This is a genomic window from Streptomyces sp. NPDC014907, from assembly GCF_055562975.1.
Genome location: NZ_JBVHEG010000016.1, coordinates 20177 through 38713 on the forward strand (window position 1 = coordinate 20177; position 18537 = coordinate 38713).

Consider the following 18537-nt stretch of genomic DNA (forward strand, 5'->3'; position numbering starts at 1 on the left):
GGGCACCGCCGTGATCCACCGTGCCATCCTGCCGAACCGGCCGGGCCCCGTCGAACCCCCGGCCGCCGGCCGGGTCCGGGGTCAGCGCGCGGGGGGCTTCCCGAAGCGGTCCCTCAGTTCGCGCTTGAGGATCTTCCCGCTCGCGTTGCGGGGGAGCCCGGGCAGGAAGTGGACGCGCTTGGGGACCTTGAAGGCGGGGAGCTTCTCGCGCGCGTGGGCGAGGAGTTCCTCCTCGGTCACCTCGCCGCGCGGCACGACCACGGCCGTGACCGCCTCGATCCAGCGCTCGTCGGGAAGGCCGACCACGGCCGCCTCGGCGACCCCGGGGTGGGTGTAGAGGGCGTCCTCGACCTGGCGGGAGGCGACCAGGACGCCGCCGGAGTTGATGACGTCCTTCACCCGGTCGACGATCGTGTAGTAGCCCTCGGCGTCGCGGACCGCGAGGTCGCCCGAGTGGAACCAGCCGTTCCTGAAGGCCGCCCGGGTCTCCTCGGGCTTGTTCCAGTAGCCCTCGCACAGCTGCGGCGAGCGGTAGACGATCTCGCCGGGGGTGCCGTCGGGGACGTCGTCGCCGTTCTCGTCCACGACCCGCGCCTCGACGTGGCGGACGGGGCGGCCGCAGGAGTCCATCCGGCCCTCGTGCTCGTCGGGGCCGAGGACGGTGGCGAGCGGGCCGATCTCGGACTGGCCGAAGCAGTTGGAGAACCGCAGCCCCGGCAGCCGGGCGCGCAGGCGTTCCAGGACGGGCACGGGCATGATCGAGGCCCCGTAGTAGGCCTTGCGGAGCGCGGAGAGGTCGCGGGTGGCGAACTCGGGGTGGTTGGCGAGAGCGATCCAGACCGTCGGCGGGGCGAAGAGGCTGTCGGCGCGGCCCGCCTCGATCAGGTCGAACAGGACGGCGGGGTCGGGGCCGTCCACGAGGGTGTTCTCGGCGCCGACGGCGAGGTAGGGCAGCAGGAAGACGTGCGTCTGCGCCGAGTGGTAGAGGGGCAGCGCGTGGACGGGCCGGTCGTCCTCGCGCAGGTCGAGGGCCTCGACGGCGCTCGCGTACGCGTGGGTCAGGGCGAGGTGGGTCATCATCGCGCCCTTGGGCAGGGCGGTGGTGCCCGAGGTGTAGAGCAGCTGGACCAGGTCGCGGGCGTCGCGGCCGGTGTCGTACGGCTCCGGTTCGGCGAGCGCGTCGAGCAGGGAACCGGGCGCGTCCCGCAGCGGCTCGACGGGGAAGCCGTCCGGGACGCGGTCCGCGAGGGCGGGGTCGGCGAGGACGAGCGAGCTGCCCGACTGCTCCAGGACGTACGCCAGGTCCTCGCCGGTCAGGTGGTGGTTGACCGGCACGTGGACCAGGCCCGCCCGGGCGCACGCCAGGAACGCGATGAGGTAGGCGTCCGAGTTGTGGCCGTACGCGGCGACCCGGGCGTGCTCCGGCAGCCCGGTGCCGTGGCGGCCCTTCCGCAGGACGGCGGCGGCGGTGGAGACGGCCGCGTCCAGCTCCGCGTAGGTCCAGCTCCGGTCGGCGTACCGGAGGGCGGTCCGGTCGGGGACGCGCCGGGCGCTCGCGCGCAGGACGCCGTCGACGGTGCGGCTGGGGAGTCGGCTCATGGCGCGATCCTCGGCGCGCGCCGGACGGGAGGTCAAGTACCGCGCGGGGCGGTGGGGGTGATCGTGCGCGGAGTGTTGACAAGGGGGTGGCCGGCTGCGTGCATGGTCCGGTCCGCAGCGCTCCGCCGTCCGCCGGGAGGCATCGTGCACCTCCGTACCCGCCCGACACGCCTGGCGCTCGCCGGTGCGGCCCTGGCCGTCGTCACCGCCTCGCTGCCCGGCACCGCCGCCGCCGGCCCCGGGGACGGGGACCGCCACCCGTCCGGCCGGGGGTTCTCGGCCGTCGTCCGGTACACCGAGTACGGCATTCCGCACATCGTGGCGAAGGACTACGCGAACCTCGGCTTCGGCACGGGCTGGGCCCAGGCCGCCGACCAGGTCTGCACGCTCGCGGAGGGCTTCCTGACCGTGAACGGCGAGCGTGCGCGGCACTTCGGCCCCGACGCCGCCCCGGACGGTTCGCTCTCCTCCGCGACCTCGAACCTCTCCAGCGACCTGTACTTCCGGGGGGTGAAGGACGCCGGGACCGTCGAGCGGCTGCTCCGGACCCCCGCTCCGGCCGGTCCGAGCCGCGACGCCCGGGAACTCATGCGCGGCTGGGCGGCCGGCTACAACGCCTGGCTGCGGGAGAACCGGATCACGGACCCGGCCTGCGCGCGGGCCGGCTGGGTGCGTCCGGTGACCCCGCTCGACGTGGCCCGGCGCGGATTCGCCGTCTCGGTGCTCGGCGGCCAGGGGAGGGCCGTCGACGGCATCACCGCCGCCCGGCCGCCCGCCGCCGCCCCCGTCGGCGTCTCCCGCGACGCTCCCCCTCCCGCGCGCGTCTCCCCCGGCGTCCCCGATCCCGGCCGGGCCGCCGAGGCCGCCCGGGAACTGCTCGACGCGGGGAACGCCACCATGGGCTCCAACGCGGTGGCCTTCTCGGGGGCCGTGACGGCGAACGGGCGCGGGCTGCTCCTGGGGAACCCGCACTACCCCTGGCAGGGCGGCCGCCGCTTCTGGCAGTCGCAGCAGACCATCCCGGGCGAGCTGAACGTCTCGGGCGCCTCGCTCGTCGGCACCTCCGCCGTCAACATAGGTTTCAACGACAGGGTCGCCTGGAGCCACACCGTCGCCACCGGCGTGCCGTTCAACCTGCACCAGCTGGAGCTCGCACCCGGCGATCCGACGTCCTACCTGGTGGACGGCGTGCCGGAGCGGATGGTCCCGCGCCCGGTGACCGTGGCGGTCAAGGACGGCGCGCCCGTCACCCGCACCCAGTGGTGGACCCGGTACGGTCCCGTCGTCGCCGGTCTCGGCGCGCAGCTCCCGCTCCCCTGGACCACGGCCTCGGCGTACGCGCTCAACGACCCCAACGCGGCCAACCTGCGCGGCACCGACACCGCGCTGGGCCTCGGGAAGGCGCGCTCCACGCGGGACGTCGCCGACGCCCTGAGGCGCACCCAGGGGCTGCCCTGGGTGAACACGATCGCGGCGGACGCGCAGGGGCACTCCTTCTTCGGCCAGGCCCAGGTGCTCCCCCGGATCACCGACGAACTGGCGCGGCGCTGCTCCACCCCGCTCGGCCGGGCCACCTACCCGGCCTCGGGCGTCGCGGTCCTGGACGGGTCCCGGTCGGACTGCGCGCCCGGCTCCGACCCGGACGCGGTGCAGCCCGGCGTCTTCGGTCCGTCGCGGCTGCCGGTGCTCCGGGACGCGCCGTACGCGGAGAACTCCAACGACAGCGCCTGGCTGACCAACGCCGACCGGCCGCTGACCGGTTACGAGCGGATCTTCGGGACGGTGGCGACACAGCGCACGCTGCGCACCCGGGGCGCGATCGAGGACGTGGCGGCGATGGCGGACCGGGGGCGGCTCACGGTGGCCGACCTCCGGCGGCAGCAGTTCGCCAACCGGGTCCCGGCCGGCCACCTGGCGGCGGCCGACGTGGCGCGGGCGTGCCCGGCGGCGCTGCCGGGCGATCCCGGGGCGTGCCGGGTGCTCGCGGCCTGGGACCGGACGATGGACACGGACAGCCGGGGCGCGCTGCTCTTCGACCGGTTCTGGCGGAAGTTCCTCGCGGCGGTGCCGGCGGCGCAGCAGTGGCTGGTGCCGTTCTCGGCGGCCGACCCGGTCCGTACCCCGCGCGCCGTGAACACCGCCGCGCCGGGCTTCGCGAAGGCGCTCGCGGACGCGGTGGCGGAGCTGCGGACGGCCGGGATTCCGCTGGACGCGCCGCTCGGGGCCCACCAGTCCGTGACGCGGAACGGGCAGCGGATACCGGTGAGCGGCGGGACCGAGTCGCTGGGCGTCTGGAACAAGATCGAGCCCGTGTGGAACGCGGCGGGCGGCGGCTACACCGAGGTCGTGCACGGGACCAGTCACGTGCAGGCGGTGGGCTGGGACGGGAGCCGCTGCCCGGTGGCCCACACGCTGCTGTCGTACTCCCAGTCGTCGAACCCCGCGTCGCCGCACTCCGGGGACCAGACGCGGCTGTACGCCGGCGAGCGCTGGGTGACCTCCCGGTTCTGCGAGAAGGACATCCTGCGCTCGCCGGCTCTGCGGGTCGTGGTCGTCAGGGGCTGAGCCGCGACGGCCCCCGGGGCCCGGACGGCCCTCGGGGGCCGGACGCTCCTCGGGGACGGAGGCTCCTCGGGGACGGAGGCTGCTCAGGGGCTGAACGACATGAACACGAAGGCGGCGAAGATCGCGAGGTGGACGCCGCCCTGGAGGAGGGTGGCCCGTCCGGGCACCACGGTCAGGGCGCTCACCACACCGGTGAGGACGAGGAGGACCAGGTGGAGGGGGCCCAGGCCGAGCACCAGGGGTCCGGACAGCCAGACCGAGGCGAGCGCGATCGACGGGATCGTCAGGCCGATGCTGGCGATCGCGGAGCCGTAGGCGAGGTTGAGGCTGGTCTGCATCCTGTCCCGGCGGGCCGCGCGGACCGCTGCCAGGGTCTCGGGGAGCAGGACCATCAGGGCGATGGCGACGCCGACGACCGCCTTGGGCAGACCGGCCGACTCGACGCCGTTCTCGATGGTGGGAGAGATCGTCTTGGCGTTGCCGACGACGGCGAAGAGGGCGACGAGGAGCAGGCCGAGGCTGGTCCAGGTCTCGCGGTTGCCCGGCGGGACGGCGTGCTCGTCCTCCGACTCGTGGCCGGGGCGGGGCACGGGGAGGAAGTAGTCGCGGTGCCGGACCGTCTGGACGCCGACGAAGACCCCGTAGAGGAGGAGGGAGGCGACGGCGGCGAAGGCGAGCTGGGCGCCGGAGAACTCGGGTCCGGCGTGGCTCGTGGTGAAGGTGGGGAGGACCAGCGTCATGGTGGCGAGGGTGCAGACGGTGGCGAGCGCGCCGCCGGAGCCCTCGGCGTTGAAGACCGCCACGCGGTTGCGGAGGGCGCCGACGAGGAGGGAGAGCCCCACGATGCCGTTGCAGGTGATCATGACGGCGGCGAAGACGGTGTCGCGGGCGTAGGTCGACGCCTTCGCCCCGTCCGCCATCAGGGTGACGATGAGGCCGACCTCGATGACGGTGACGGCCACGGCGAGGACGAGCGAACCGAAGGGTTCCCCGACCCGGTGGGCGATCACCTCGGCGTGGTGGACCGCCGCGAGGACGGCGGTGACGAGGCAGAGCGCGACGAGTCCCACGACGGGGCCCGGGAGTTCGCGGCCCCAGGCCGCGACCAGCACAAGGGCGGCCACCACCGGCCCCCAGGTGGTCCATTGACGTGCCGTCGCCGCCGTACTCGAACTCACGTATCAGCATCCTGCCGCAAAGGGGGCTTCCGCCCGATTCGTTGCAAAGGGATCTTCGCGTTCGATGGTACATAAATCGGTGTTCGAGGGGAGTGGACGGACATGAGGGAGGACACGGTGGGGAACGGTCTCCCGACCCGGCGCGCGTTCGGCGGCGGGCTCCTGGTCCTCGGAGGAGCGGTGATGGTCGGTTCGGTGCCGGGAGCGGCGGCCGCCTCCGGAAGGCGGGCGGGAAGCGGGGCCGGCTCCGCGGAGGAGGGCGGGGCCGGGACGCGGCGGACCACGCTGAGGCGGGGTTCGGCCGAGCGGGCCGGGCTGCTCGCGCCGCATCTGGACCGGCTGGTCGCGGAGGCCGAGTCCTTCCTCGCGCCCTCCCCCGCGCACCCCTGGTACGCCGGGGCCGTCCTGCTCGCCGGGCGCGGCGGGACCGTGGCCCTGCACCGGGCGATCGGCTCGGCCGTGCGGTACGCGGCGTACGACGAGAAGACCGACACCGGCGTCGAGCTGCCGCCGGAGCTGCGGCGGCCGATGACCGAGGACACCGTCTTCGACCTGGCCTCGGTGTCCAAGCTGTTCACGTCGATCCTGGCGGTGCAGCAGATCGAGCGCGGGACGCTGGACCTGGAGGCGAGGGTCACGGCGTACCTGCCGGAGTTCGGCGGGGGCGGGAAGCGGGACGTGACGGTGCGCCAGCTCCTCACCCACACCTCCGGGTTCCGGTCCTGGATGCCGCTGTACCGGGAGCCGACGCGGGAGGGGAGGCTGCGGCTGCTCTGGGCGGAGAGGCCCGTGAACCCGCCGGGGACCGCGTACCTCTACTCCGATCTCAACCTGATCTCGCTCCAGCTGGTCCTGGAGGAGATCACCGGTCGCGGCCTGGGCGCCCTGCTCCACGACGGGATCACCGCTCCGCTCGGGATGCGCCGCACCCGTTTCAACCCCCCGCCCTCCTGGCGGCCGGACATCGCCGCCACCGAGGACGCCCGGCCGCCCTGGTCCGGGCTGGACCGGGGCATGGTGTGGGGCGAGGTCCACGACGAGAACGCCCACGCGTTCGGCGGGGTCGCCGGACACGCCGGGGTCTTCTCCCGCGCGTGGGACCTCGCGGTCCTCGCCCGCACCCTGCTCAACGGCGGGGCGTACGGCCGGGCCCGCATCCTCTCCCCCGCGTCCGTGGAGTTGATGTTCACCGACTTCAACACCGCCTTCCCCGGCGACGCCCACGGCCTCGGCTTCGAACTCCACCAGCACTGGTACATGGGCGCGATGGCCACGCCCCGCACGGCCGGGCACACCGGTTTCACCGGCACGAGCCTCGTCCTGGACCCGACGACCGACTCGTTCCTGATCGTCCTCGGCAACTCCGTGCACCCGGTGCGTTCCTGGCGCTCCGGGTCCGCGCCGCGCGTCGCCGCCGCGAACCGGCTGGCCAGGGCCGTTCCCGTACGTCCCGTCCGGGGCCGCACCGCCTGGTTCTCCGGCATGGGGAGCGGCGCCTCCGGCACCCTCGCCCTCCCCCCGGTGCCCGGTGCCGCGCGTCTGGAGTGCGCCCTGTGGTGGGACACCGGGCCGGAGGCGGACGCCGTCCGCCTGGAGGCCTCCCGGGACGGCGGGGCCACCTGGGAACCGGTGCCGTTCACCACCGCGCGTCCGGGAGGGGAGCCGCTGCCGCATCCGGACGGGACGGCGAGCGGCTGGTCGGGGCGCGTGTGGCACCGGCTGACGGCCGGGGTCCCGGCGGCGGACCGGGACGCCGTCCCGGTCCGGCTGCGGTGGCGGTACACGACGGACGCGCGGTACGTCGGACGCGGGGTGTACGTGGACGGAATGCGGGTCCTCGACGCCGCCGGCCGCCCGCTCTTCGACGGGGCCCGGCCGGCGGACGGCTCGCGCGTCGAGGCGGTGGGGTGGACCGCGTCCGGGGACTGAGGGGGCGGGCCGGGCGGACCGGGACGGGTGCGCCGGATGGGGTGGACCGGACCGGACGGGTCAGGCCGGGTGGACCGGACCGGGCGGGCCGGGCCCGGTGGACCGGGCCGGGTGGACCGGACCGGGCGGGCCGGGTCCGGTGGACCGGGCCGGGCGGATCGGGCGGGCCCCCTCAGCCGTCGGCCGCCGTGCGGAGCTCCGTCAGGAGGGGGCTGATCAGGGGGTGTTCCTCGGCCCCGCGCCGCACGGCGGCGAAGACCCGGCGGGTGGGGGCGGCTCCGTCCACGGGCCGGATCTCGACGCCCGTGAGGTCCGTCCCGCGCAGCGCCGAACGCGGGACGAGGGCGACCCCCGCGGCGGCGGAGGCGAGGGCGACGACGGCGCGGAAGTCGTCGGAGACGTGCGCGAAGCGGGGGGCGAAGCCGGCGTACTCGCAGGCCAGAACGGTGACGTCGTGGCAGGGGTTGCCGGTGGACTGCCCGATCCAGTCGTCCTTGGCGAGGGCGGCGAGCGCGACCCGCCCGCCGGCCGCCAGGGGGTGGCCGGACGGCAGGACCGCGTCGAAGGGCTCTGCGTAGAGCGGGACGCGGGTGAGCCGGTCGTCGTCCTCGGCCGGGGCGCCCCGGTACTCGACGGCGACGGCCACGTCCACCTGACGGTCCAGGACCATGAGCAGGCTCTCGTCGCCCTCGGCGTCCCGCACGCGGACCCGGATGCCGGGGGCGGTGCGGGCGAGCGCGGTGAGGGCGGGGGCCACCACGAGACCGATGCCGGTGGCGAAGGCGGCGACCGTGACCGTACCGGCGTCGCCGGAGCCGTAGGCGGCGAGTTCGGCCTCGGCGCGCTCCAGCTGGGCCAGGACGGCGTTGGCGTGGACGAGCAGGATCTCGCCGGCCGGGGTGAGGCGCGCGCCCCGGGCGCCGCGCTCCACCAGACGGTGCCCGGTCTCCTGCTCCAGGGCGGCGAGCTGCTGCGAGACGGCGGAGGGGGTGAGGTAGAGCGCGGCGGCCGCCGCCGTGACCGTGCGGTGGTCGGCCACCGCACGGAGGATGTGCAACCGCCGCGCTTCGATCATGCCCCCAGTGTCCCAGGCGGCGGGGGCGGCGGGCGCCGGTCCCGCCGCCGGTCCGGTGTCAGCCGGCCAGGGCGGCGCGGGCCGCGACGAACGCGTCCACGGCCCGGTTCACGTCCTCCGTGGAGTGGGCGGCGGAGAGCTGCACGCGGATGCGGGCCTTCCCCTGCGGCACGACGGGGTACGAGAAGCCGATCACGTACACGCCGCGCTCCAGGAGCAGCTCGGCCATGCGTCCGGCCTCGGCCGCGTCCCCGATCATGACGGGGGCGATGGCGTGGTCGCCGGGGAGGACGTCGAAGCCCTCCTCGGTCATGCGGGAGCGGAAGAGCGCCGTGTTGGCGTTGAGCCGGTCCCGCAGGTCGCCGGCGGACTCCAGGAGGTCGAGGACCTTGAGGGAGGCGGCGGCGATGACCGGGGCGAGGGTGTTGGAGAAGAGGTAGGGGCGGGAACGCTGGCGCAGCAGGGCGACGATCTCGGCGCGGGCGGCGACGTAACCGCCGGAGGCGCCGCCGAGGGCCTTACCGAGGGTGCCGGTGATGATGTCGACGCGGTCCATGACGCCGTGCAGCTCGGGGGTGCCGCGTCCGCCGGGGCCGACGAAGCCGACGGCGTGCGAGTCGTCGACCATGACCATGGCGTCGTAACGCTCGGCCAGGTCGCAGATCTCGTCGAGCGGGGCGACGTAGCCGTCCATCGAGAAGACGCCGTCGGTGACGATCAGCTTGCGCCGGGCGCCGCCCTCGGCGGCCTCCTTGAGGCGCTGCTCCAGGTCGGCCATGTCGCGGTTGGCGTAGCGGAAGCGGCGGGCCTTGGAGAGGCGGATGCCGTCGATGATCGAGGCGTGGTTGAGGGCGTCGGAGATGACGGCGTCCTCGGGGCCGAGGATCGTCTCGAAGACGCCGCCGTTGGCGTCGAAGCAGGAGGAGTAGAGGATCGTGTCCTCCTGGCCGAGGAAGGAGGACAGGCGCGCCTCCAGTTCCTTGTGCACCTCCTGGGTTCCGCAGATGAAGCGCACGGACGCCATGCCGTAGCCCCAGCGGTCCAGCGCCTCGTGGGCGGCGGCGACCACCTCGGGGTGGTCGGCGAGCCCCAGGTAGTTGTTGGCGCAGAAGTTGAGCACCTCGCCGGGGCGTCCGCCGGCGGTCACCTCGACGGTGGCCGACTGGGGGGTGCCGATGACGCGCTCGGGCTTGTGGAGTCCGGCCTGCCGGATCTCTTCGAGGGTGGCGCGGACGTCGTCGCGAACGGAATCGAACATGGGTCAGGCTCCCGCAGTCCAGTCGAGGATGATCTTGCCGCTCTTGCCGGAGGCCGCGTCGTCGAAGGCGGCCTCGAAGTCGGTGTACGCGTAGCGCCCGGTGATGACGGGGGCGAGGTCGAGACCGCCCTCCAGGAGCACCGACATCGCGTACCAGGTCTCGAACATCTCGCGGCCGTAGATGCCCTTGACCGTGATCATGGAGGTGACGATCTTCGCCCAGTCGACGGCGAAGTCCTCGCTGGGCAGGCCCAGCATGGCGATCTTCCCGCCGTGGGTCATGTTGGCGACCATGTCGCGCATCGCGTGCGGGTTGCCGGACATCTCCAGGCCGACGTCGAAGCCCTCCTTGAGCCCGAGGGCGCGCTGGCCGTCCGCGATGGTGCTCCCGGCCACGTTCAGGGCGAGGGTGACGCCCGTCTTGCGGGCCAGTTCGAGGCGTTCCTCGCTGACGTCGGTGATCATGACGTTGCGGGCGCCGGCGTGCTTGGCGACGGCGGCGGCCATGATGCCGATCGGGCCCGCTCCGGTGACCAGGACGTCCTCTCCGACGAGCGGGAAGGAGAGCGCGGTGTGCACGGCGTTGCCGAAGGGGTCGAAGATCGCGGCGACGTCGAGGTCGACGGGGACGCGGTGGACCCACACGTTGGAGGCGGGCAGCACGACGTACTCCGCGAAGGCGCCGTCCCGGCCCACGCCGAGGCCGACGGTGGCGCGGCAGAGGTGGCGGCGGCCCGCCAGGCAGTTGCGGCACTTGCCGCAGACGAGGTGGCCCTCGCCGCTGACCAGGTCGCCGACGGCGACGTCGGCGACGTCGCGGCCGACCTGGACGACCTCACCGGCGAACTCGTGGCCGATCGTCAGCGGCGTCCCGATCGTCTTCTGCGCCCAGCCGTCCCAGGAACGGATGTGCAGGTCGGTGCCGCAGATCCCGGTCCGGCTGACCTTGATGAGGACGTCTCCGGGGCCGGCCTCCGGCTCGGGCACGTCCGTGAGCCAGAGTCCCGGCTCCGCCTTCAGCTTGACCAGCGCCTTCAATGCAACGGCTCCCGACGTGCGTGTCCTGTGATGCGGGGGTGGGGGCAGGGCTGTGCGCCCAAGATCCCTGGAAGAGAATCTTCCGTACGCGCGGCTCCCGGTCCATCGAGGATTTCTTAAGCGCGCTCGCAGATCAGCTTCACACCCCGGGCGGGGACGGTCCGGCGTCAACACGCGGACGGCGCGCTCACCCCGGCGGGGCGTCACCGTCCCAGGACGGCCATCGCCGCGTTGTGGCCGGGGACCCCGCTCACTCCCCCGCCCCGGACCGCGCCCGCCCCGCAGAGGAACAGGTTGGCGTGACGGGTCCCGACGCCCCAGCGGCCGCCCTCCTCCCCGTGGGGGGACCCCTCCGCGTACGGGAAGGAGAGGTCGCCGTGGAAGATGTGGCCGCCGGGCAGCCGCAGGTCGCATTCGAGGTCGAGCGGGGTCTTCGCCTCGACGCAGGGCCGGCCGTCGGCGTCGTGGGCGAGGCAGTCCGCGATCGGTTCGTCCAGGTGGTCGTCGAGCCGGGCGAGGGTGGCGGCGAGGAGTTCGGCGCGGGTGCCGTCGTTGTCGGCGGCGAACAGCCGGGCGGGGGTGTGCAGTCCGAAGAGGGTGAGGGTCTGGTACCCCCGGGCGGCGGGTACCGGGGCCCAGGACCGTCGGGTCGGTGAGGGAGTGGCAGTAGAGCTCGGAGGGCGGGACGGTGGGCAGGCGTCCGGCGGAGGCCTCGGCGTGGGCGGCCGCCAGCTGCCCGTACCCCTCCGCGACGTGGAAGGTGCCGGCGAAGGCCTCGCGGGGGTCGACGGAGCGGTCCCGGAGCCTCGGCAGCCTGGTGAGCAGCATGTTGACCTTGAACTGGGCGCCCTCCGGGGCGGGCGGGGGCGGGTCGCCGAGCAGGGTGGCGAGCGCGTGCGGGGAGGCGTTGACGAGGACGTGGTCCGCCTCGGCGGTCCCCTCGCCGCCGGCGGTGCGGTACGTGATCGCGGCGCGGCGGCCGTCGGTCTCGATCCGGGTGACCTCGTGGCCGGTGCGGAGGTGGGCCCCGGCGGCGCGGGCCGCGTCCGCGAGGGCGTCGGTGAGGGCGCCCATGCCGCCCACGGGCACGTCCCAGTCGCCGGTGCCGCCGCCGATGACGTGGTAGAGGAAGCAGCGGTTCTGGAGGAGGGCCGGGTCGTGGGCGTCGGCGAAGGTGCCGATGAGGGCGTCGGTGAGGACGACGCCCCGGACCAGGTCGTCGGCGAAGGTCCGTTCGAGGGTGATGCCGAGGGGCTCCTCGAAGAGCGTCCGCCAGGTGTCGGCGTCGTCGACGCGGGCGCGCAGCTCCGCACGGGTCGGAAGCGGTTCGGTGAGGGTGGGGAAGATCCGGCGGGCGGCCCGGCCGGTGCGGGCGTGGAACGCGCGCCAGGCCTCGTACTCGCGGTCGGAGCCGGTCAGCGCGGCGAAGGAGGCGCGGGTGCGCCCGGGGCCGCCGCCGACGAGGAGTCCGCCGTCGCCCTTCGGGGTGTACGAGGACACCGGCCGCTTCCGTACCCCGAACCTCAGCCCCAGGTCCCGGACGATCTTCTCCGGGAGGAGCGAGACGAGGTACGCGTACCGGGAGAGGCGCGCGTCCACCCCGGCGAACGGGCGGGTGGAGACGGCCGCCCCGCCCGTGGAGCCGAGCCGCTCCAGGACGAGGACGGTGCGCCCGGCACGGGCCAGGTAGGCGGCGGCGACGAGTCCGTTGTGCCCGCCGCCGACGATCACGACGTCGTACGGGCGGGACGGCGCCGGGGCTCCGGCGGGCGGGGCGGGGAGGGCCATGGCCCATGCTCACACGCGAGGGGGGAGCGGGAAAGGGCGGCGGGTCCGGGGCCGCCGGGCGGGTCCCCCGTCCGGCGTGCGGCGGCACGGCCGGCCGTGGGGCCCGCCGGTCAGGCGGGCGGCGGCGCGGCCGCTCTGAGGAGGAGGGCGGCGGCTTCGGCGGGGCGGCCGAGGCGTTCCAGGCAGTGGGCCTCGTCGTCGAGGGCGGCGAGGGTGTCGGGGTGCGCGGGGCCGAGCAGGCGGAGGCGGGCCGCGGCGACGGCGCGGTGGGCCTCCAGGGCCTCCGCCCAGCGGCCGAGCCGGCCGAGGGCGACGCCGGTCTCGCGGCGGCTGAGCAGGGTGTCCGGGTGGTCGGCGCCCAGGACCCGCGCCCGGTCGGCGTGGACGCTCCCGGACTCCGCCAGCGCCTCCTCCCAGCGCCCGAGGCGGCCGAGGTTGACGGCGAGGGCGTGGCGGGCGCGCAGGGTCTCCGGCGCGTCGGCGCCCTGGGCGCGGCTGCGGGAGGCGACGACGGAGCGGCAGACGTCCAGGGCGTCCGCCGCCCGGCCGAGCCGGCCGAGGAGGACCCCGGTCTCGTAGTGGGCGGCGAGGGTGTCGGGATGGTCGGTGCCGAGGGCGGCGGCGCGCGCCTCGGCGACCGCGCGGTACTGGACCAGGGCTTCCTTCCCGCGTCCCAGGCGGGCGAGGACGTGGGCGACCTCGTGACGGGTCATCAGGGTGTCGGGGTGGTCCTCGCCGAGCAGCCGGGCCCGGGCCTCCGCGACCTCGCGCGCAGTGCGGTAGGACTCCTCCAGCCGGCCGAGGCGGCCGAGCGTGAACGCGAGGTTGTGGCGGCAGCGCAGGGTGTCGGGGTGGTCGGGGCCCTCGGTCCGCTCCCTGGCGGCGAGCACCGCGACGTACAACTCGTACGCCTCGGAGTGCCGTCCGATCCGGTCGAGGGCGTACGCCCGCTCCTGCCGGGCGGCCAGGGTGTCGGGGTGGTCCCCGCCGAGGACGCGGGCCCGGGTCCGGGCGACCCGTTCGAAGACCTCCAGGGCGTCGGCGTGGCGGTCGAGGCGGGCGAGGGCGAAGCCGACCTCGTAGTGGCTGGCGAGCGTGTCGGGGTGGTCCTCGCCGAGGACGCGGGCCCGGTCCCCGGCGACGGACCGGTGCACCGCCTCGGCCTCGCCCCAGCGGCCGAGCCTGCCGAGGCCCATCCCCGCCCGGTGGCGGCCGGCGAGCACCGCGACCAGTTCGGCCGGGGGCGCGGGGGCGGGTCCGGCCTGCGCGGGGGCGGCGGTGGTCCATTCGGTGGTGAGGACGGCCGCGGCGGAGTCGTGGGCGGCCGGGCGCGGTCCGGCGGCTCCGGCCGGGCGGTGCCCGCCGGTCATGCCGCGGCTCCACGCGGGCGCAGGGGCGGGGACGGCCGGGACGGGTGCCGGCGCGGGTTCCGCCGGCGCGGGGCACACCGGCACGGGCCGGGTCGGGGGGAGGGACGGCTGCGCGGGCACCCCGGGCAGCGGCGTGAACGGGGACGGGCCCGCGCGGCCCGAGACGATCCGGCGGCGCAGGTCGCCCGCGTCGGCCGGCCGTTCCGCGGGGGCCTTGGCGAGCAGGTCGACGACGAGGCGGTCGAAGTAGTCGGGCAGCTCGGCGCGGTGCGCGCGCGGCGGGCGCGGCACGGTGTCCCGGTGTCCGATGAGGATCGCCCAGGAGTCGCCCAGGTCGAAGGGCGGGGAGCCGGTGGCGAGTTCGTACAGCACGCACCCCAGCGAGTAGAGGTCGCTGCGGTGGTCGACCTCGCCGCCGCCGATCTGCTCCGGGGACATGTAGTGGGGCGTCCCCATCGCGATGCCGGTCCCGGTGAGCTTGGACGTGAAGCCCATGTCGGCGCCGAGGCGCGCTATCCCGAAGTCGCAGATCTTCACCGTGCCGTCCCGCAGCCGCATGATGTTCGCGGGCTTCAGGTCGCGGTGCACGATGCCCCGGCCGTGCGTGTACGCGAGGGCGTCGGCGATCTGGTCGGCGATCTCGACGAGGTCCTGGACGGGCAGCGGGTGCTGGGCGTTGGCGGCGAGGAGCTGACTGAGGTTGCGTCCCTCCAGGAGTTCCATGACGAGGAAGAGCACGCCCTCGTGCTCGCCGAAGTCGTGCACGACGGTGATGCCCCGGTGCTGGAGCGCGGCGGCCACCCGGGCCTCGCGCCGGAAGCGCTCGCGCACGACGTCGAACACCTGCGGGTCCCGCTGCGGGCCGAGCGGCTTGAGGCACTTCACGGCGACGCGGCGCCCGAGCGCCTCGTCGGTGGCGCGCCACACCTCGCCCATGCCCCCGCGGCCGATGACCTCGTGCAGGCGGTACCGCCCCTGGATCAGTCCGGAGTCCCCCATCGCGTGCCGTCGCCCCCGTCGGTTCCTTGCGCTCCTGCCCGTCCGTCCAGTATGGCCGCCGGGTCCGACAGAGGGTACGGGGCGGGGCGCGCGTACGGGTCGGGCCGCGCCTGCGGGCCGACCCGTTCCACGGCCCGCAGGACGTGCCGGGGCGGCAGCCTCCAGCGCAGGCGGGAGGGGACGCGGCGCAGCAGGCCGGCCGTGGCGGCGAGACGGCGGGTGACGGCCTCCGGCGGCGGGGCGGGCCGTCCGTAGAGTTCGTGGGCGTACGGGGGCAGGGCGTCGTACGCGAGCGCCGTGACGTGCCGCCAGACCACCTCACGCGCCGGGACCAGGAGGGGCCGGACCGGGGGACGGCGCAGGAAGTCCTCGACGGTCCTGGCGTCCGGCCCGGCGGCGAGCCGGGGACGCACCGCCTCGAAGTAGGCGGCGAGTCCGGCGGTGGAGGCGGGCACGGCGTCCGGGTCGAGGCCGACGAGCCGGGCCGAGGCGCGGTGCTCGTCCACGTAGCGGTCGGCCAGGGCGTCGGTGAGCGGGATTCCGGAGCGGCGGGCGACCGAGAGGTACGAGTCGGTCTCGGCGCAGTGGACCCAGAGCAGCAGTTCCGGGTCGTCCACGCCGAGCAGCCGGTGGATCCGGCGCACGCGGGCGCCGGCCGCCTCGGCGGCCTCGGTGGTCCCGTAGCTGAGGGTTCCCACGAAGTCGGCGGTCCGCCGCAGGCGGCCCAGGGGGTCCTGCCGGAAACTGCTGTTGATCATGACGCCGCGGACGGCGGCGGGGTGCAGCGCCTGGAGCCAGAGGGCCCGGACGCCGGCGATCCACATCACCGGGTCGCTGTGCAGGTGCCACGTCACGGAGTCGGGTCCGAAGAGGCCGGGGTCGGCGTCCCGCGTCATGGCGTCCAGGCTACGCCGCAACGGGCGCGGGAGCGCCGGGCGGGACGGGACCTTCGCGGCGGGGTCCGGGGGCCCGGTCCGCGCGGCGGAGGCCCGGTCCGCACGGCGGGGCCCGGGAGGACCGGGCCCTCCCGGGTCCCCGCCGGCCCGGACGTCCGGTTCCCTGGCCCATCCGGCCCCTCTTGCGGGCACACCTCCCTGTGTCACGCCGTCTTCCGGCGGAACGCGCACCACCATGGGGCGTGCGCGCCGGAGGGAGCGCGAGGGACGCGCCCGGGCCACGGCGGGAGCGTGTCCGCGGCGGCGCGAGGGGCAGACGCCCCGGAAGGACACCAGGACCGGCCGGCGGGGCGGCCGCGTCCGCTCACACGACGGAGGAGACATGCGCAAGGACAGGCGCCCGGACGGCCCGTCCCCGACCGACGAGGAGATCGACGCGCTCGACGCGCACTGGAGGGCGGCCAACTACCTGTCCGTCGGGCAGATCTACCTGATGGACAACCCCCTGCTGCGCGAGCCGCTGGAACCGGCGCACATCAAGCCGCGGCTGCTCGGCCACTGGGGCACGTCCCCCGGCCTCAACCTCGTGTACACCCACCTCAACCGGGTGATCGGGAAGCGCGGTCTCGACGCCCTGTGCGTCTGGGGGCCCGGTCACGGCGGGCCGGCCGTGGTCGCCAACTCCTGGCTGGAGGGGAGCTACAGCGAGGTCTACCCGGACGTGTCCCGGGACGAGGAGGGGATGGCCCGGCTGTTCCGGCAGTTCTCCTTCCCCGGCGGGGTGCCGAGCCACGTGGCGCCCGAGACGCCGGGATCGATCCACGAGGGCGGCGAGCTGGGCTACGCCCTGTCGCACGCGTACGGCGCCGCCCTGGACAATCCCGACCTCCTGGTGGCGTGCGTCGTCGGGGACGGCGAGGCGGAGACGGGGCCGCTCGCCACGTCCTGGCACTCCAACAAGTTCCTCGACCCCGTGCACGACGGGGCCGTCCTCCCGGTGCTCCACCTCAACGGGTACAAGATCGCGAACCCCACCGTGCTCGCGCGGCTCCCCGAGGGGGAACTGGACGAGCTGCTGCGGGGCTACGGCCACGACCCCCTGTACGTCTCCGGGGACGATCCGCGCCGCGTCCACCGCGACATGGCGGCCGCGATGGACACGGCGCTCGACCGCATCGGGGACATCCGGCGGAAGGCCCGCGCCGGCGAACGGGCCGGGCGGCCGAGGTGGCCCCTGATCGTCCTCCGCACGCCGAAGGGCTGGACCGGCCCGGCGGAGGTGGACGGACTGCCCGTGGAAGGCACCTGGCGCTCCCACCAGGTGCCCCTGTCGGGCGTGCGGGACAACCCGGAGCACCTCCGGCAGCTGGAGGCGTGGCTGCGCTCCTACCGCCCCGAGGAGCTCTTCGGGGCGGACGGGGCGCCGTCCGCACGCGTGCTCGCCTGCGTGCCGGAGGGCGAACGCAGGCTGGGCGCCACGCCGCACGCCAACGGCGGCCTCCTCCTGCGGGACCTGCCCGTACCGCCCCTGGAGCGCTTCGCCGTGCCGGTGGACGAGCCGGGCGCCACCCGGCACGAGCCGACCCGTGTCCTCGGGGACCTCCTGGAAGCGGTCATGGCCGCCACCGCCGACCGCCGCGACTTCCGGCTCGTCGGCCCCGACGAGACCGCCTCCAACCGCCTCGAAGCGGTGTACGGGGCCAGCGGCAAGGCCTGGCAGGAGCCGGTCCTGGACACCGACGAGCACCTGGACCGGCACGGCCGCGTCATGGAGATGCTCTCCGAGCACACCTGCCAGGGCTGGCTGGAGGGATACCTGCTCACCGGCCGCCACGGCCTGTTCTCCTGCTACGAGGCGTTCGTCCACATCGTGGACTCCATGGTCAACCAGCACATCAAGTGGGTGCGGACCTCGCGCCGGCTGCCGTGGCGGGCGCCCATCGCCTCCCTCAACTACCTGTTGACGTCGCACGTGTGGCGCCAGGACCACAACGGCTTCTCGCACCAGGACCCGGGCTTCGTGGACCACGTGCTCAACAAGAGCCCCGAGGTCGTCCGCGTCTACCTCCCGCCGGACGCCAACACCCTGCTCTCGGTGGCGGACCACGCGCTCCGCAGCCGCGACTACGTCAACGTGATCGTCGCCGGGAAGCAGCCCTGCTTCGACTGGCTCTCCCTGGAGGAGGCCCGCGCCCACTGCGCCCGGGGCGCCGGGGTGTGGGCGTGGGCGGGCACGGAGGACGGCACGCGCGAGCCCGACGTGGTCCTCGCCTGCGCCGGTGACGTGCCCACCCAGGAGGTCCTCGCGGCGGCCTCGCTGCTGCGGGAGCACCTGCCCGGGCTGGCGGTCCGGGTGGTGAACGTGGTGGACGTGACGCGGCTGATGTCCCACGGGGAACACCCGCACGGCATGACGGACGGGGAGTACGACGCCCTGTTCACGACGGACAGGCCGGTGATCTTCGGTTACCACGGCTACCCCTGGCTGGTGCACCGGCTGGCCTACCGCCGCGCCGGGCACCCGAACCTGCACGTGCGGGGCTACAAGGAGATGGGGACCACCACGACCCCCTTCGACATGGTCGTGCGCAACGACCTCGACCGCTACCGCCTGGTGATGGACGTGATCGACCGCGTGCCCGGCCTCGGCGTGCGCGCCGTGACCGTGCGCCAGGCCATGGCGGACGCCCGTACCCGTCACCACGCCTGGATCAGGGAGCACGGCACCGACATGCCCGAGGTGGCCGACTGGGAGTGGAACGGCTGAGGCGCGCCGGGCCGGCGTCGGCCCCGGCCCCGGACCGGAGGACCGGTCCGGGGCCGGGGCGCGAGGACGGGACCC

At 75.0% G+C, this 18537-nt stretch carries 10 protein-coding genes and 1 pseudogene; 3 read left to right on the top strand and 8 right to left on the bottom strand.

Annotated features, from left to right (window positions below):
• Nucleotides 1–81: 81 nt before the first annotated feature.
• A complete protein-coding gene (locus ACZ3IL_RS27815) occupies nt 82–1599 on the bottom strand; it encodes a fatty acyl-CoA synthetase (RefSeq protein ID WP_467394689.1) in 1518 nt (505 codons plus the stop codon).
• Nucleotides 1600–1743: 144 nt separating this feature from the next.
• On the opposite strand from ACZ3IL_RS27815, the gene ACZ3IL_RS27820 reads away from it, so the two are divergent.
• On the top strand, nt 1744–4164 hold the full coding sequence (locus ACZ3IL_RS27820) for a penicillin acylase family protein (protein ID WP_467394691.1): 2421 nt from the start codon (nt 1744–1746) through the stop codon (nt 4162–4164).
• An 83-nt stretch (nt 4165–4247) separates the two neighbouring features.
• Here ACZ3IL_RS27820 and ACZ3IL_RS27825 read toward each other — a convergent pair whose 3' ends face one another.
• Nucleotides 4248–5342 carry a calcium:cation antiporter gene (locus ACZ3IL_RS27825; protein WP_467394693.1) on the bottom strand — a complete coding sequence of 365 codons (1095 nt, stop codon included), beginning with the start codon at nt 5340–5342 and terminating at the stop codon, nt 4248–4250.
• Nucleotides 5343–5444: 102 nt separating this feature from the next.
• Between ACZ3IL_RS27825 and ACZ3IL_RS27830 the strand changes: the two genes are divergently transcribed.
• On the top strand, nt 5445–7271 hold the full coding sequence (locus tag ACZ3IL_RS27830; RefSeq protein ID WP_467394695.1) for a serine hydrolase domain-containing protein: 1827 nt from the start codon (nt 5445–5447) through the stop codon (nt 7269–7271).
• A gap of 172 nt (nt 7272–7443) precedes the next feature.
• Here the strand turns inward: ACZ3IL_RS27830 and ACZ3IL_RS27835 are convergent, their stop codons facing one another.
• The 6 genes and pseudogenes from ACZ3IL_RS27835 to ACZ3IL_RS27860 form a co-directional block, all read right to left on the bottom strand.
• Nucleotides 7444–8346 (bottom strand): LysR family transcriptional regulator, encoded by a 903-nt coding sequence (locus ACZ3IL_RS27835; protein ID WP_467394697.1) that lies wholly within the window; start codon nt 8344–8346, stop codon nt 7444–7446.
• A 58-nt stretch (nt 8347–8404) separates the two neighbouring features.
• Nucleotides 8405–9604 (bottom strand): glycine C-acetyltransferase, encoded by a 1200-nt coding sequence (locus ACZ3IL_RS27840; RefSeq protein ID WP_467394699.1) that lies wholly within the window; start codon nt 9602–9604, stop codon nt 8405–8407.
• A 3-nt stretch (nt 9605–9607) separates the two neighbouring features.
• On the bottom strand, nt 9608–10642 hold the full coding sequence (gene tdh / locus ACZ3IL_RS27845) for an L-threonine 3-dehydrogenase (protein ID WP_467394701.1): 1035 nt from the start codon (nt 10640–10642) through the stop codon (nt 9608–9610).
• A gap of 203 nt (nt 10643–10845) precedes the next feature.
• A pseudogene (locus ACZ3IL_RS27850) lies at nt 10846–12430 on the bottom strand (phytoene desaturase family protein).
• Nucleotides 12431–12540: 110 nt separating this feature from the next.
• Complete coding sequence (locus ACZ3IL_RS27855) at nt 12541–14799, bottom strand: serine/threonine-protein kinase (RefSeq protein WP_467394703.1); 2259 nt, start codon at nt 14797–14799, stop codon at nt 12541–12543.
• Nucleotides 14781–15695, bottom strand: a complete 915-nt coding sequence (locus ACZ3IL_RS27860; RefSeq protein WP_467394705.1) for an oxygenase MpaB family protein — start codon at nt 15693–15695, stop codon at nt 14781–14783. The genes ACZ3IL_RS27855 and ACZ3IL_RS27860 overlap by 19 nt, the downstream gene beginning before the upstream one ends.
• A 382-nt stretch (nt 15696–16077) precedes the next feature.
• Here ACZ3IL_RS27860 and ACZ3IL_RS27865 point away from each other — a divergent pair, with 382 nt between their 5' ends.
• Nucleotides 16078–18462: a phosphoketolase family protein gene (locus ACZ3IL_RS27865; RefSeq protein ID WP_467394707.1), complete on the top strand. Its 2385-nt coding sequence runs from the start codon at nt 16078–16080 to the stop codon at nt 18460–18462.
• Nucleotides 18463–18537 lie beyond the last annotated feature (75 nt).